Origin of the sequence: Variovorax paradoxus, assembly GCF_030811855.1 — a bacterium.
Lineage (GTDB): Bacteria > Pseudomonadota > Gammaproteobacteria > Burkholderiales > Burkholderiaceae_C > Variovorax > Variovorax paradoxus_L.
Genome location: NZ_JAUSRN010000023.1, coordinates 1 through 14200 on the forward strand (window position 1 = coordinate 1; position 14200 = coordinate 14200).

A 14200-nucleotide genomic window follows, 5' to 3' on the forward strand; every position below is an offset into this window, starting at 1 on the left:
GAGGATTCCTTGCTGCTCGATGGAAAGAAAGAAGCCGGAGCACTGCGTGTCCGGCTGCGGAAAATCGAAACGGGAGAGAGACTAAACCTTCAGCGAACCATGCATGGTTTTTTATTGTCGAAAGTCCACCCAGGGATCAGGTATTGCATTGCCTGCGCGTCGTTACGTGCGCCGAGTCCATGCTTGAGGTACAGCTGATGCGCCTTCTCGACCTCGTCCATGTCGAGTTCCACACCCAGCCCGCCGCGCGTCGGCACCTTCACGAAGCCGCCTTCGATCTGTAGCGGCGCCTTCGTCAGGCGCTGGCCGTCCTGCCAGATCCAATGCGTGTCGATGGCCGTGACCTTGCCCGGCGCCGCGGCCGCCACGTGCGTGAACATGGCAAGCGATACGTCGAAGTGATTGTTGGAGTGTGAGCCCCAGGTCAGGCCCCAGGCCTGGCACAGCTGCGCCACGCGCACCGAGCCCTGCATGGTCCAGAAGTGCGGGTCGGCCAGCGGAATGTCGACCGACTGCAGCGAGAGGCTGTGCACCATCTCGCGCCAGTCGGTGGCGACCATGTTGGTGGCGGTGGGCAAGCCGGTGGCACGGCGGAACTCGGCCATCACTTCACGGCCCGAGAACACGCCTTCGGCGCCGCAGGGGTCTTCGGCATAGGCCATGATGCCGTGCAAATCCCGGCAGAGGCGAATCGCATCCTGCAGCAGCCAGCCGCCGTTCGGATCGAGCGTGACGCGCGCTTTGGGGAAGCGCTCGTGCAGCGCACGGATGGCCTCGACTTCTTCTTCGCCGCGCAGCACGCCACCCTTGAGCTTGAAGTCGGTGAAGCCGTAGCGCGCATGCGTGGCCTCGGCCAGGCGCACGATGGCTTCGGGCGTCATCGCTTCTTCATGGCGCAGGCGGAACCAGTCGTTGTCGGCGCCTGGATCGGTCTCGTAGGGCAGGTCGGTCTTGGTACGGTCACCCACGTAGAACAGGTAGCCGAGCATCTGCACGGCATCGCGCTGCTGGCCTTCGCCGAGCAATGCGGCCACCGGCACTTCGAGATGCTGGCCCAGCAGGTCGAGCAGCGCCGCCTCGACCGCGGTGACTGCATGGATGGTCACGCGCAGGTCGAAGGTCTGCTGGCCGCGGCCGCCGCTGTCGCGGTTGGCGAACGCATTGCGCATGCTGTTGAGCACCGCGTTGTGCTTGCCGAGCGGCTGGCCCACGATGAGGTCGCGCGCATCTTCGAGCGTCTGGCGGATCTTCTCGCCGCCGGGCACTTCGCCGACGCCGGTGTGGCCCGCGCTGTCGGTCAGGATCAGCAGGTTGCGCGTGAAGAACGGGCCGTGCGCCCCGCTCAGGTTCATCAGCATGCTGTCGTGGCCCGCGACGGGCACCACGCGCATGCCGGTGACGACGGGCGCGCCCGACACAACTTTGGAAACGGATTCAGGACTTGTCATTTTCGGGCTCGGTGCCTCAATCTGCGGTGATATGGCGAGTGTCGATCAATGTCTTCCAGCGCGTCCACTCGCGCAGCTGGAAGGCGGTGAATTCTTCGGGGGTGCTGGCGACGATTTCCAGGCCCTGGTCGAGCATGCGCTTCTTCGTCTCCGGGTCCTGCATGGCGGCGATCACCGCGTCGCTCAGCTTCTTCTTCGTGGCAGGCGGCAGGCCCTTCGGCGCAGCCATGCCTTGCCACGAGTAGACCTCCGCGCCCTTCACGCCAGCCTCGGCCAGCGTGGGCACATCGGGCAGCACGGGCGAACGCTTATCGCCGGTGACTGCAAGGGCGCGCAGCTTGCCCGCGCGGATATGAGGCAGCACGGCATTCACGTTCTGGAACGAAAAATCGACCTGGTTGCCGAGCAGATCGTTGATTGCCGGCGCACCGCCCTTGTAGGGCACATGCACGCCTTCGGTCTTGCTCTGCTGCCAGAACAGTTCGGCCGACAGATGGTCGGACGAACCGTTGCCCGAACTCGCGAACGAGACCTTGCCCGGAGTCTTGCGCAGCAATGCCAGCACCTCGGCCACGGTGTGCTCGGGCCGCGCGGCATTGGTCACCAGCACATTGGGCGCCTGCACGGGTACGGTGATGTAGTCGAAGTCTTTGGTGGCGTCGTAGGGCACGCTCTTCTGCAGGTGCGGCGTGACGACGAAGGCGCCGAGCGAAGACACCAGCAGCGTGTAGCCGTCAGGCGCCGCGCGCTTGACTTGTCCCGTGCCGATGGTGCCCGTGGCGCCGGGGCGGTTGTCGACGACGAAGCTCCCGCCGAGCTTTGCCTGCAATTGCAGCGCCAGTGCACGCGCCACCATGTCGGTGGAGCCACCGGCGGGGAACGGCACCACGATGGTCACCGGCTTCTGCTGCGGCCATGCGTCGGCCTGGGCCAAGGCATGAAGAGGCAGCAGCGCGGTGACGGCAAGTGCGAGGCCCGCCGCGAGAAGTTCTTTTCTCTTCATCCGAGCCTTCCGGTCAGGACGTGATGCGCACGGCCTGGCGGGCCAGCAGCTTCCAGTCGCCGCCCTGCTTTTGCCACACGCCGAGGATCTTCAGCGCCACCTTGCCGGGCTTGCCCGAATCGAGCGTGTCGGCCGCGAGCGTGTGGCGCACAATGGCCGTTTGGCCGTCGACCACCTTGATGGTCTGGTCGGTGATGGTGATGGACACGAAGTCCGACTTGCCGGCGATGAGGTCACCGATGAAGCTGGCCTTGGTGTCGACTCTGCCGCCCGAATGGCCGTAGCTCAGGTCCTCAGCCACCAGCGCGCCGAGGGCGCCGGGCGTCGGATCGACCATCGCAATGCGCAACCGCTCGGCGGCCGCGGCCACTGCCGGTTCGGCCGCGGCGCCGCCGCCGGCCGGCACCATGGCGCAGCCCGAGAACAGAACCGCCGACGCGGCAATGAGAAGAAGCTTTTTCATGAGCATGTGGTGTTGTCTCCGTTGTTGTTGCTTGTGGCTGGTCTCGATTACTGCGGGCCGAGCGCGTCGATCAGCGCCTTGAGCTGTTCCATCTCGTCGGGCTTCAGGTCGGTGAGCGGCGCGCGCACCGGGCCGGCGTCGTGGCCGACGATCTTGGCACCGGCTTTGACGATGCTCACGGCATAGCCCGGCGTGCGGTTGCGCAGCTCGAGGTATGGCATGAAGAAGTTCTTCAGCAGGCGATGCTGGGTGGCCATGTCGTCGTCCCGCACGGCTTCATAGAACTGCACCGCGGTCTTCGGAATGAAGTTGAAAACGGCCGACGAATACACGGGCGTGCCCATGGCCTTGTAGGCCGCGGCATACACCTCGGCCGTGGGCAGGCCGCCCAGGTAGGCGAAGCGGTCGCCCATCTTCTGGTAGATCGCAACCATGGCTTCGATGTCGCCGATGCCGTCCTTGAAACCGACGAGGTTCGGGTTGCGCTCGGCCAGGCCGGCCAGCGTGTCGGGCTTGAGGCGGCTGGTGGCGCGGTTGTAGACGATGACGCCGAACTTCACGCTCTTGCACACCGCTTCGACGTGCGCAGCCAAGCCTTCCTGGCCGGCTTCGGTCAGGTAGTGCGGCAGCAGCAGGATGCCGTGTGCGCCGGCCTTTTCGGCCGCTTGCGCGCACTGGATCGCAAAGCGAGTCGGGCCGCCGGCGCCGGCAATGATCGGCACCACGCCGCGGCAGGTGTCGACCGCGCTCTGGATGATGCCGGGGTACTCGTCGCCGGTCAGCGAGAAGAATTCGCCCGTACCGCCGGCCGCGAACAGCGCGCTCGCGCCGTAGGGGGCGAGCCATTCGAGACGCTTCTCGTAGCCCTTGCGGTTGAAGTCGCCGTTCGCGTCGAAGTCGGTCAACGGGAACGAGAGCAGGCCGGAGCCCATGATGGATTTAAGTTCTTGAGGGTTCATCGAGACACCAATGAGAGTGGGTTAAAAAATGGATCCGTTCTTTTCGTGGACTTGGCGAAGCGACACGAAGTGCGCGCAGACTGGGGGAGAGCCGATCAGTCCAGCTTGATGCCGGCGTCGGCCACCACCTTGGCCCAGCGCGTGCGTTCCTTGCCGAAGAATTGCTCTTCCTCGGCCGGTACCATGGTCACGACCTCCGCGCCCTGCCCCGCAAGGCGCGAGCGGATGTCGGCCGCGCGGATGACGGTGATCAGTTCCTTGTTGAGGCGCTGCACGATGGCGTCGGGCGTGCCCTTGGCAACCCGCACGCCTTGCCAGGTGCCCGATTCGAAGCCGGCCACGCCCTGCTCCGCGATGGTGGGCACGTCGCCGATCAGCGGCATGCGGGTCGATTTCGAAACGCCGAGCACCTTGAGCTTGCCGCTTTGCACGTGCGGCAAGGTGGCCAGCATGCCGTTCATCAGGATCTGGGTCTGGCCGGCGACCGTGTCCTGCACCGCCTGCACGCCGCCTTTGTAGGGCACGTATTGCCAGCGCGCGCCGCTGGCGCGCTCGAGCGCCACGCCGGCAAGGTGAGGCGCGCTGCCGGTGGCGGTCACGGCAAAGTTGATGTCCGATTTCTTCGACAGCGCGATCAGTTCCTTCAGGTTGTTGGCCTGCACCGACGGATGCACCACGAGCAAGTGCGGCGAATAAGCCAGCATCGTCACGCCGCGCAGGTCCTTGGAGGGATCGAAAGGCAGCCGCGTGTAGACCGAGGGGCTGATGGCGAGAGCACCCACGTCGCACAGCAGCAGCGTGTAGCCATCGGGTTTGGACTTCGCGACAAAATCGGCGCCGAGGTTGCCATTGGCACCCGGCTTGTTCTCAACGATGACCGGCTGGCCGAGCGCTTCCGACAGCGGCTGGCTGATGGAGCGGGCAATGATGTCGGACGAACCGCCCGGCGGGTACGGCACCACAATGCGCAGCGGTTTGGTGGGCCAGGCCTCGGCCGCATGCACACCACCGGCCGCGAGCACTCCGCCGCCCAGGGCGCCAAGCATCAGGTCACGTCGTTTCAAGCTCATTCAGGTCTCCTGCTAGGTTGTGTTGTCAGTCATCGTACAACTACGAATGACGCTTGTCCAGCGTTTGCGCGAAATTTCGATCAGGTAGTGGCCGGAGGCGTGGCAGCAGCGTCCTGCTGCGCTGCCTGCTGGGCCGCTTCCTGCGCCACGCGCAGCCGCTCGCGGCTGTTGGTCAGGTGGATGCGCATGGCCGCGCGGGCCGAGTCGGGATCGCGGCGCGCAATGGCCGCATAGATCTCTTCGTGCTCGCGGTTCACGCGGCTCAGGTACTCGCCGCGCCGGTCGTAATTGCGAATGGCGTGGATGCGCGTACGCGGAATGATCGTGGTGCCTAGGTGGCTCATGATGTCCGCGAAATACGGGTTGCCCGTGGCTTGGGCGATCTGCAGGTGAAAGCGGAAATCGGGCGCCACGGTGTCCCCCGCCACTGCCACATTGCGCTCGAAATCATCGAGCGCCTGGCGCATGGCAAGCAGGTGCTCCTCGGTGCGGCGCGTGGCTGCCAGCCCGGCGGATTCGGTCTCCAGGCTGATGCGAAGCTCGAGCACGGCCAGCACGTCCACCGATGTGGCGATGTCGGCCGAATCGAGCCGGAACATGCCTGCGGCGCGTGGCTGCAGCACGAAGGTGCCGACGCCATGATGCGTTTCGACCAGCCCGGCGGCCTGCAGCTTGGACAGCGCCTCGCGCACCACCGTTCGACTCACGCCGAAGGTTTTCATGATGGCCGACTCTGTGGGCAGCTTGTCGCCAGGGCGCAGCGACTGGTTGCGGATTTTCTCGCCCAGATCTTCCACCAGGCCATGGGCCAGGCCGCGCGGACGCGGGCGCCCCACGAAGGAGGCGCCGGCAACGGCGTCAGCCGCTGCATCTGAAATTGAGGGATTACCCGTAGCCGTTTGGACCATGGTCACGATAATAATCTCCTATTAGTTGTACGACAACAGATAACTCATCACTTCAGCTGTTGGCGCGTTCCATTCATTGATTTGATTGTCTGGACTGACCCAGCCGCCGGATTGTCCGGCCCACCTTGTCGGTGATTGCGTCATCGCCCCTGGAAATCAACCTTTTTCATAAGCCAACACATGTCGACGTCCCCACAAGCCTCAAACAACAAGCTCCACCGGATTCTGTTGACCGGCGCGGCCGGCGGCCTGGGCAAGGTACTGCGCGAACGCCTGCGCCCCTTTGCCGAGATCCTGCGCCTTTCCGACATCGCGGCGATCGCGCCTTCCGAGGGTCCGCACGAGGAGGTCGTGCCTTGCGACCTCTCGGACAAGGCGGCGGTCCACGCGTTGGTCGAAGGCTGCGACGCCATCGTGCACCTTGGCGGCGTCTCGGTCGAGCGCCCGTTCGAGGAGATCCTGGAGGCCAACATCAAGGGCGTGTTCAACGTCTATGAAGCCGCCCGCCGGCACGGCGTGAAGCGCGTGGTGTTCGCGAGCTCGAACCACGTGATCGGCTTTCACAAGCAGAGCGACCGGCTCGACGCCAGCGCGCAGCGCCGCCCCGACGGCTACTACGGCCTGTCCAAGTCGTTCGGCGAAGACGTCGCGCAGTTCTACTTCGATCGCTACGGCATCGAGACGGTGAGCATCCGCATCGGCTCCTCGTTCCCGGAGCCGCTCAACCGCCGGATGATGAGTACCTGGCTCAGCTATCGCGACCTCACCTCGCTGATCGAGAAATCGATCTTCACGCCGGACGTCAAGCACACGATCGTCTACGGCATGTCGGCCAACCGCGACGTCTGGTGGGACAACAGCGCGGCCTCGCACCTCGGCTTCGTGCCGCAAGACACCTCCGAAGTGTTCCGCGACAAGGTCGAGGCCCAGCCTCCCGTGGCGCCTACCGACCCCAATGCCATCTACCAGGGCGGTGCGTTCACGGCGCAGGGCCCGTTCGGCGACAAATGACGTCCAGCATGCAGGCCGAACTCGTTCTCGATGCGCAGTGCGCAACCGGCGAAAGCCCTGTCTGGCGCGCCGATGAGCAGTCGCTCTACTGGGTCGACATTCCGGCGCGGCAACTGCACCGCTGGCATGCGGCGACCGGAGCGCGCAGTTGCTGGACCGGCGACGAGATGCTGGCCTGTATTGCACCGCGCGCCGACCATCCGGGCGAGTGGATCGCCGGCATGGAAAGCGGCCTCTTCGCCATCGCCACGCGCCCCGACGGCACGCTCGCCGCGAGCCCCATTGCGAGTGCCGTGCATGCGGAGCGCGGCATGCGCTTCAACGATGGCCGCTGCGACCGGCAGGGCCGCTTCTGGGCCGGCACCATGCAGATGGACATGGCCGCAGCCCACGAGGTCGGCCGCGTGTACCGCTACCAGGGCGACGTGAATGCGGAAGTGGCGCTGCGCGTTCAGTTCGATCGCATGATCGTTCCAAACGGCCTCGCCTTCAGTCCCGACGGCAAGACCATGTACCTCTCGGATTCGCATCCGGCGGTGCAGACCATCTGGGCTTTCGACTACGACACCGACACTGCCACGCCGCATGGCCGCCGCGTGTTCGTCGACATGAAGCCGCTGCCGGGCCGCCCTGACGGCGCTGCCGTCGACGTCGACGGCTGCTACTGGATCTGCGGCAACGACGCCGGGCTCGTGCACCGCTTCACACCTGACGGAAGGCTCGACCGCTCCTTGGCCGTGCCGGTAAAGAAGCCCGCGATGTGCGCCTTTGGCGGCCCAGAGCTCGACACGCTCTACGTGACGTCGATCCGCCCCGGCGGCGACCTGTCCGACCAACCGCTGGCCGGCGGCGTTTTTGCGCTGCGCCCCGGCGTCCAGGGGCTGCCGGAACCCGAATGCCGTTTCTGATTGTTTTTTAACCACCAACCCCAAGAGGAAGACAAATGAAATACACCCGCCACCTCATCGCCCTGGCCGTAGGCGCCTTGGCCATGGCAGCGAATGCGGTCGAGTTTCGTTCGGCCGACGTGCACAACAGCGACGACTACCCCACCGTCGCAGCCGTCAAGCACATGAGCGAACTGCTCGAGAAGCGCAGCAACGGCAAGTACAAGATCAAGGTGTTCAACAAGAGCGCGCTCGGCAGCGAGAAGGAAACGCTCGACCAGGTGAAGATCGGCGCGCTCGAGATGAACCGCGTCAACATCAGCGCGCTGAATTCGATCTGCCCCAAGACGCTGGTGCCGACAATGCCCTTCCTGTTCGACTCGATCGCCCACATGCGCAAGTCGCTCGACGGCCCCATCGGCGAAGAAATCCTGAAGGGCTGCGAGCATGAAGGCCTGGTTGGTTTGGCCTTCTACGACAGTGGCGCTCGCTCCATCTACGCGAAGAAGCCGGTGAAGACGCTGGCCGATGCAAAGGGTCTCAAGATCCGCGTGCAGCAGTCCGACCTGTGGGTTGCGCTGGTGAGCGCCATGGGCGCCAACGCCACGCCAATGCCCGCCGGCGAAGTGTTCACCGCGCTCAAGACCGGCCTCATCGATGCGGCGGAAAACAACATCCCTTCGTACGACGGCTTCAAGCACTACGAAGCGGTGAAGTTCTATTCGCGCACCGAACACTCGATGGCGCCTGAAATGCTTGTGATGTCGAAGGCCGTTTACGACAAGCTGCCCAAGGCCGACCAGGAGCTGTTCCGCGCCACGGCCAAGGAATCGGTCGCGTTCCAGCGCAAGAAGTGGGACGAGCAGGAAGCCAAGTCGCTCGAAGTCGTGACCAAGGGCGGCGCCCAGATCGTTGCCGACGTTGACAAGGCCTCGTTTCGCTCGGCAATGACCCCGGTCTACACCAAGTTCATCTCGACGCCTGATCTGCAGCGCCTCGTCAAGGCCGTTCAAGACAACAAGTAACGCGCCCCGGCCTTCCCGATCTTCGGGAGGGCCCTCATCCATATTCAGGGAAATTCCCATGACTCTTACCGTTCCCGCGGTAGACACGATGGCGACTGGCGTGCCCATCGAGCTCGAAGACCTGGTCGATCCGCACGGACGTCCGCCCTCCAATCACGCCTATTCGCGCTTCTGCGCGTTTCTGTCCAAGGCCAGCCTGATGCTCGCGGTGGCAATGCTCATCACCATCATCGTCTGCGTTCAATACCAGGTGATTGGCCGCTATGTGTTCAACGACACGCCGACCTGGGCCGAAGGCCTTGCACTGCAGCTGGTGCTGTATGTCACCGCACTCGGGGTTGCCGTGGGCGTGCGCGATGCCGGCCACATCGGGCTCGACTCGCTGGTGGTGCTGCTTCCCGAATCGCTGCGCCTGAAGATCGAAATACTGATCCATGCGCTGGTTGCGCTCTTCGGCGGAATCATGACCTGGAGCGGCTGGGTCTGGACCACGCTCAAGTGGAGCGACATCAAGCCCATGATGGGCATTCCGGTCGGCCTCGACTACCTGGCGCTCGTGATCGCGGGCCTCTTGATCGTCTTTTTCTCGATTGAACATATCGTCGCCCTGCTGCGCGATGAAGAAGTGGTGCCCGCGTGGAACTGACTGTCCTCTCCCTCGTTTTCCTGGCACTGCTGGTGCTGGGTGTGCCGGTTGCGTTCTCGATCGGCCTGGCCTCCGTCGCCACCGTGCTCTATGCCGGCCTTCCCGTTGCCGTGGTGTTTCAGAAGATGGTCGGCGGCATGCAGGTCTTCTCGTTCCTGGCGATCCCGTTCTTCGTGTTTGCCGGTGAGCTCATGCTTTACGGCGGCATCGCGCAGCGCATCGTCCGATTTGCCAACAGCCTGGTGGGCCACGTGCGTGGCGGCCTCGGCATGAGCAACGTGATCGGCTGCACGCTGTTCGGCGGCGTGGCCGGCTCGCCGGTGGCCGACGTCTCGGCCATGGGCTCGGTGATGATCCCGCTGATGAAGAAGGAAGGCTACGACGCCGACTACGCCGTCAACGTGACGACGCACGCGGCCCTGGTGGGCGCGCTGATGCCCACGTCGCACAACCTGATCATCTTCACGCTCGCAACGACCGGCATTGCGTCGGTCAGCGTGCTGAGCCTGATTCTCGCGGGCCTGATTCCCGCGCTCATCCTCACGCTGTGCAACCTGGGCGCGGCCTACTACGTGGCGATTCGCCGCGGCTATCCGATCCGCGGCGCGTTTCCGGGCTGGGGCGAAGTGCTCTCGGCCTTCATCGGCGCCCTTCCAGGCCTGATGATCGTGGCGATCATCCTGGTGGGCATTCTGTCGGGCGTGTTCACCGCCACCGAGTCGGCTGCGACAGCCGTGCTCTGGGCCTTGGGCGTGACGGTGCTCGTGTACCGCTCGCTCAGCCGCAAGGACTTCTTCAAGGCCTGCGCCAAGGCCTGCAAGACGACCGGCGTGGTGCTGCTGCTGATCGGCATCTCCTCGGCCTTCGGCTACTTCATGGCGATCTATGAAGTGCCGCAGAAGACCGGCGAACTCATGACCAGCGTCTCCAGCGATCCGTGGGTCATCTTCCTGATGATCAACGTACTGCTGTTCGTGCTGGGCACCTTCCTGGACATGGCCGCGACCATCCTGATCTGCACGCCCATCTTCCTGCCGATTGCCATGCAGTTCGGCATGAGCCCGGTGCAGTTCGGCATCGTCATGCTGATCAATTGCGCGCTGGGCCTCAACACGCCGCCGGTGGGCACCACGCAGTTCATAGGCTGCGCGATCGGAGGGGTATCCGTGGGGCAGGTGATGCGGTCGATCTGGCCGTTCTATGGTGCCCTTTTGATCTGCCTGATGCTCGTGACCTATGTTCCGGCGTTCTCGATGTGGCTGCCGGACCTCGTCAACGCGGTCAAGTGACACCAAAGACAAGCAACGCGGAGTTCGATCCGATGGCCGACTCATCACTACCCTCTTCCCCGCCGGTGCGCCCGCCGCACCGCATCCACATGCACGCGGCGGACAACGTCGCCATCGTGGCCAATGACGGCGGCCTGAAGGCCGGCGCAGCGTTTGCCGATGGCCTCGTGCTGGTCGACAACGTGCCGCAAGGCCACAAAGTCGCATTGGCCGACCTGGCCGAAGGCGATGCGGTCATCCGCTACAACGTGGTCATCGGCTATGCGCTGAAGGCCATTCCGCGCGGCAGCTGGGTGCACGAGCGGCTGCTCAAGATGCCCGCGGCGCGCGAGCTCGAAGGCCTGCCAATCGCTACCGTCAAGCCGCCTGTGCAACCGCCGCTCGAGGGCTACACCTTCGAGGGATATCGCAACCTCGACGGATCGGTGGGCACGCGCAACATCCTCGCCATTACGCAGACCGTGCAGTGCGTGGCGGGCGTGGTCGATTTTGCGGTGCAGCGCATCAAGGCCGAGCTGCTGCCGAAATACCCCAACGTCGACGACGTGGTGGGCCTCTCGCACAGCTACGGCTGCGGCGTGGCCATCGACGCGCCCGACGCGATCATTCCGATCCGTACGCTGCGCAACATCAGCCTCAACCCGAACTTCGGCGGCGAGGTGATGGTCATCAGCCTGGGTTGCGAAAAGCTGCAGCCCGAGCGCCTGCTTCCGCCGGGAAGCATTGCGCTGGTGGATGAACGCAATGTGGCCGACATCGGCGAGACGGCCAATGCCAAGCTCGACGTGGTGTGCCTGCAGGACGACGCGCATGTGGGCTTCATGTCGATGATCGATTCGATCATGCGGCAGGCCGAGGAGCACCTGGAGCGGCTCAACGCCCGCAGGCGCGAAACCGTGCCAGCCAGTGAACTGGTGGTGGGCGTGCAATGCGGCGGCAGTGATGCCTTCTCTGGCGTCACGGCCAACCCGGCCGTCGGCTTTTGCACCGACCTGCTGGTGCGCGCCGGCGCCACCGTGATGTTCTCGGAAGTGACCGAGGTCCGCGACGGCATCGACCAACTCACCTCGCGCGCGACCACGCCCGAAGTGGCCGAAGCCATGATCCGCGAGATGGCCTGGTACGACACCTACCTGGACCGCGGCCGCGTCGACCGCAGTGCCAACACCACGCCGGGCAACAAGAAAGGCGGGCTCTCGAACATCGTCGAAAAGGCCATGGGCTCGATCGTCAAGAGCGGCAGTGCGCCGATCTCCGGCGTGGTCTCGCCGGGCGAGAAGGCAAGGCAGAAGGGCCTGCTCTATGCGGCCACGCCCGCCAGCGACTTCATCTGCGGCACGCTGCAGCTGGCCGCCGGCATGAACCTGCACGTGTTCACCACCGGCCGCGGCACGCCCTACGGGCTGGCCGAAGTGCCGGTCATCAAGGTGGCGACGCGCAGCGACCTGGCGCGCCGCTGGCACGACCTGATGGACGTGAATGCAGGCCGCATCGCCGATGGCGACGCCACCATCGAGGACGTGGGCTGGGAAATGTTCCGCCTGATGCTCGACGTGGCCAGCGGCAGAAAGAAGACCTGGGCCGAGCAGTGGAAGCTGCACAACGCGCTGGTGCTGTTCAACCCCGCCCCCGTGACCTGACTTCACCCGACGACCTCAAAAGGAAACACTCATGGAAGACCTCAAAGGCAAGACCGCACTCGTCACCGGCGCTAGCACCGGCATCGGTGCCGCGGTGGCTATTGCATTCGCGGCCCGCGGCATGCGCGTGGCGGTGCACTACAACAGCTCGGCCGAAGCCGCCAACCAGGTGGTCGAGACCATCCGCACTGCCGGCGGCGACGCCTTTGCGCTGCAGGGCGACGTGCTCAACACCGCCGCCATCCGCGAATGCGTGAAGCAGACCGCCGCACGGTTCGGCCGCATCGACGTGCTGGTGAACAACGCCGGCAGTTTGGTGAAGCGCGTGCCCATCGCTGAATTCGACGATGCGCTGTTCGACGAGGTGATGCACATCAACGCCCGCTCGGTTCTCGCGTTTGCGCGCGAGGTGGTGCCGCTCATGCGCACCCATGGCGGCGGCAACATCATCAACGTGACCTCGGTCGCGGCGCGCACCGGCGGCGGGCCCGGCGCCTACCTGTATGCGGGCTCCAAGGGCTTCGTGAGCACGGCCACGCACGGCCTCGCCAGGGAACTCGTCGGCGACAAGATCCGTGTGAACGCGGTGGCGCCGGGCGTCATCCAGACGCCGTTCCAGGACCGCTTCTCGACGCCCGCGATGCTCGAATCGTTCCGCGCCGGCATTCCGATGGGCCGCATCGGCACGCCGGATGAATGCGTGGGCGCTTTCCTCTACCTGGCTTCGGAACAGCTCTCGGGCTATGTCACCGGCCAGGTGATCGAGGTGAACGGCGGGCAGTACATGCCCTGACGGAAGACCGCCTTCGCTCCAATTCGCTCCAAGGCTGCAGCACAGAACCACAACAGAGACAACAACCAATGAACAGAAGCAGATTCCTTCGCGGCCTGGCCGCCCTTTCGGCAACGGCGAGCCTCTCGTTCGGGTATGCGGCAGTGGCCGCCGCCCAAGGCAACGGCAGCAACTTTCCGACCCATGCCATCGAGCTGCTGGTGCCCTACCAGCCCGGCGGCGGCACCGACGGCCTGGCGCGTGCCTTTTCCGAAGCGAGCCGCAAGCACATTTCGCAGAGCATCGTCATCGTCAACCGCCCGGGTGCCGGCGGCGCGATTGGCTGGACCGAGGTGATCAATGCCAGGCCCGACGGCTACAAGCTCGCGGTGCTCACGGTGGAACTGCTGACGCTGCCGCACCTGGGCCTGGCCAAGTTCAACTACGACGACTTCCAGCCGATTGCGCAGCTCAACGCAGACCCGGCCGCGATCACCGTCAAGGCCGATGCGCCGTGGAACACGATTGAAGAGTTTCTGGCCGCGGCAAAGAAGTCGCCCGAGAGCGTCCGTGTCGGCAATTCGGGCAACGGCTCGATCTGGCACCTGGCCGCGGCCGCGCTGGAAGACAAGACCGGCACCAAGTTCGGCCACATCCCGTTTCAGGGCGCGGCGCCCGCGGTGCTGGCGCTCTTGGGTGGCCACATCGAGGCGGTGGCGGTGAGCCCGGCCGAGGTGACGACGCATGTCCAGTCCGGCAAGCTCAAGGTGCTGATGGTCATGGCCGACAAGCGCGTGAAGGGCTTCGACAACGTGCCTACGGCCAAGGAGCGCGGCATCGACCTGTCGATCGGCACCTGGCGCGGCCTTGGCGCACCCAAGAACACGCCGCCCGAAGTCATGGCAAAGCTGCGCGAGATCACGGCCAAGACGGCGGCCGAGCCGCTGATGCATGAAGTGATGGACAAGCAGAACCTTGGCTATGTCTACACCGACGGCGCGGTGTTCAAGGAAACGCTTGCCAAGGACAACGCGTACTTCAAGGCGCTGATCGCCAAGCTCAACATCAAACCATGAACC

General features: G+C 64.8%; 14 protein-coding genes. 8 read left to right on the forward strand and 6 right to left on the reverse strand.

Annotated elements, in window-relative coordinates; all coding sequences use genetic code 11:
• Positions 1 to 89: 89 nt before the first annotated feature.
• The 6 genes from gudD to J2X92_RS28140 all read right to left on the reverse strand — a co-directional run bounded on the left by gudD (position 90) and on the right by J2X92_RS28140 (position 5851).
• Positions 90 to 1448: a glucarate dehydratase gene (gene gudD / locus J2X92_RS28115; RefSeq protein WP_307580942.1), complete on the reverse strand. Its 1359-nt coding sequence runs from the start codon at positions 1446 to 1448 to the stop codon at positions 90 to 92.
• Positions 1449 to 1464: 16 nt separating this feature from the next.
• On the reverse strand, positions 1465 to 2451 hold the full coding sequence (locus J2X92_RS28120) for a Bug family tripartite tricarboxylate transporter substrate binding protein (RefSeq protein WP_307580944.1): 987 nt from the start codon (positions 2449 to 2451) through the stop codon (positions 1465 to 1467).
• 13 nt (positions 2452 to 2464) lie between these two features.
• Positions 2465 to 2920, reverse strand: coding sequence for a nuclear transport factor 2 family protein (locus tag J2X92_RS28125; protein ID WP_307580945.1), 456 nt, complete (start codon positions 2918 to 2920; stop codon positions 2465 to 2467).
• 41 nt (positions 2921 to 2961) lie between these two features.
• Positions 2962 to 3873, reverse strand: coding sequence for a 5-dehydro-4-deoxyglucarate dehydratase (kdgD, locus tag J2X92_RS28130; protein WP_307580947.1), 912 nt, complete (start codon positions 3871 to 3873; stop codon positions 2962 to 2964).
• A gap of 95 nt (positions 3874 to 3968) precedes the next feature.
• On the reverse strand, positions 3969 to 4943 hold the full coding sequence (locus J2X92_RS28135; protein ID WP_373424889.1) for a Bug family tripartite tricarboxylate transporter substrate binding protein: 975 nt from the start codon (positions 4941 to 4943) through the stop codon (positions 3969 to 3971).
• Between the two features lie 80 nt (positions 4944 to 5023).
• A complete protein-coding gene (locus tag J2X92_RS28140; RefSeq protein WP_307581087.1) occupies positions 5024 to 5851 on the reverse strand; it encodes a FadR/GntR family transcriptional regulator in 828 nt (275 codons plus the stop codon).
• A gap of 180 nt (positions 5852 to 6031) precedes the next feature.
• Here J2X92_RS28140 and J2X92_RS28145 point away from each other — a divergent pair, with 180 nt between their 5' ends.
• From J2X92_RS28145 to J2X92_RS28180, 8 genes are all read left to right on the forward strand, one after another.
• Complete coding sequence (locus tag J2X92_RS28145) at positions 6032 to 6862, forward strand: NAD-dependent epimerase/dehydratase family protein (protein WP_307580949.1); 831 nt, start codon at positions 6032 to 6034, stop codon at positions 6860 to 6862.
• Positions 6863 to 6870: 8 nt separating this feature from the next.
• Positions 6871 to 7770: an SMP-30/gluconolactonase/LRE family protein gene (locus J2X92_RS28150; RefSeq protein WP_307580950.1), complete on the forward strand. Its 900-nt coding sequence runs from the start codon at positions 6871 to 6873 to the stop codon at positions 7768 to 7770.
• A 35-nt stretch (positions 7771 to 7805) separates the two neighbouring features.
• Positions 7806 to 8774 carry a TRAP transporter substrate-binding protein gene (locus tag J2X92_RS28155; protein WP_307580952.1) on the forward strand — a complete coding sequence of 323 codons (969 nt, stop codon included), beginning with the start codon at positions 7806 to 7808 and terminating at the stop codon, positions 8772 to 8774.
• 199 nt (positions 8775 to 8973) lie between these two features.
• The gene (locus tag J2X92_RS28160; RefSeq protein WP_307581089.1) at positions 8974 to 9420 is read left to right on the forward strand and encodes a TRAP transporter small permease; all 447 of its coding nucleotides are present in this window, start codon (positions 8974 to 8976) and stop codon (positions 9418 to 9420) included.
• Positions 9411 to 10709, forward strand: a complete 1299-nt coding sequence (locus J2X92_RS28165; protein ID WP_307580954.1) for a TRAP transporter large permease — start codon at positions 9411 to 9413, stop codon at positions 10707 to 10709. The genes J2X92_RS28160 and J2X92_RS28165 overlap by 10 nt, the downstream gene beginning before the upstream one ends.
• Before the next feature lie 32 nt (positions 10710 to 10741).
• Entirely contained in the window at positions 10742 to 12349 is a 1608-nt protein-coding gene (gene garD / locus J2X92_RS28170) for a galactarate dehydratase (protein WP_307580955.1), read from the forward strand.
• 31 nt (positions 12350 to 12380) lie between these two features.
• Positions 12381 to 13142, forward strand: a complete 762-nt coding sequence (locus J2X92_RS28175; protein ID WP_307580957.1) for an SDR family NAD(P)-dependent oxidoreductase — start codon at positions 12381 to 12383, stop codon at positions 13140 to 13142.
• Positions 13143 to 13210: 68 nt separating this feature from the next.
• A complete protein-coding gene (locus J2X92_RS28180) occupies positions 13211 to 14197 on the forward strand; it encodes a Bug family tripartite tricarboxylate transporter substrate binding protein (protein ID WP_307580959.1) in 987 nt (328 codons plus the stop codon).
• The last annotated feature ends 3 nt before the right edge of the window (positions 14198 to 14200 follow it).

Bases quoted from the DNA above. Each gene is read 5' to 3' on its own strand.
- J2X92_RS28140 (WP_307581087.1), bottom strand. From the start codon at position 5,851: ATGGTCCAAACGGCTACGGGTAATCCCTCAATTTCAGATGCAGCGGCT.
- J2X92_RS28150 (WP_307580950.1), top strand. From the start codon at position 6,871: ATGCAGGCCGAACTCGTTCTCGATGCGCAGTGCGCAACCGGCGAAAGC.
- J2X92_RS28120 (WP_307580944.1), bottom strand. From the start codon at position 2,451: ATGAAGAGAAAAGAACTTCTCGCGGCGGGCCTCGCACTTGCCGTCACC.
- J2X92_RS28155 (WP_307580952.1), top strand. From the start codon at position 7,806: ATGAAATACACCCGCCACCTCATCGCCCTGGCCGTAGGCGCCTTGGCC.
- kdgD (WP_307580947.1), bottom strand. From the start codon at position 3,873: ATGAACCCTCAAGAACTTAAATCCATCATGGGCTCCGGCCTGCTCTCG.
- J2X92_RS28145 (WP_307580949.1), top strand. From the start codon at position 6,032: ATGTCGACGTCCCCACAAGCCTCAAACAACAAGCTCCACCGGATTCTG.
- J2X92_RS28135 (WP_373424889.1), bottom strand. From the start codon at position 4,943: ATGAGCTTGAAACGACGTGACCTGATGCTTGGCGCCCTGGGCGGCGGA.
- garD (WP_307580955.1), top strand. From the start codon at position 10,742: ATGGCCGACTCATCACTACCCTCTTCCCCGCCGGTGCGCCCGCCGCAC.
- J2X92_RS28125 (WP_307580945.1), bottom strand. From the start codon at position 2,920: ATGCTCATGAAAAAGCTTCTTCTCATTGCCGCGTCGGCGGTTCTGTTC.
- J2X92_RS28180 (WP_307580959.1), top strand. From the start codon at position 13,211: ATGAACAGAAGCAGATTCCTTCGCGGCCTGGCCGCCCTTTCGGCAACG.
- gudD (WP_307580942.1), bottom strand. From the start codon at position 1,448: ATGACAAGTCCTGAATCCGTTTCCAAAGTTGTGTCGGGCGCGCCCGTC.
- J2X92_RS28160 (WP_307581089.1), top strand. From the start codon at position 8,974: ATGCTCGCGGTGGCAATGCTCATCACCATCATCGTCTGCGTTCAATAC.
- J2X92_RS28175 (WP_307580957.1), top strand. From the start codon at position 12,381: ATGGAAGACCTCAAAGGCAAGACCGCACTCGTCACCGGCGCTAGCACC.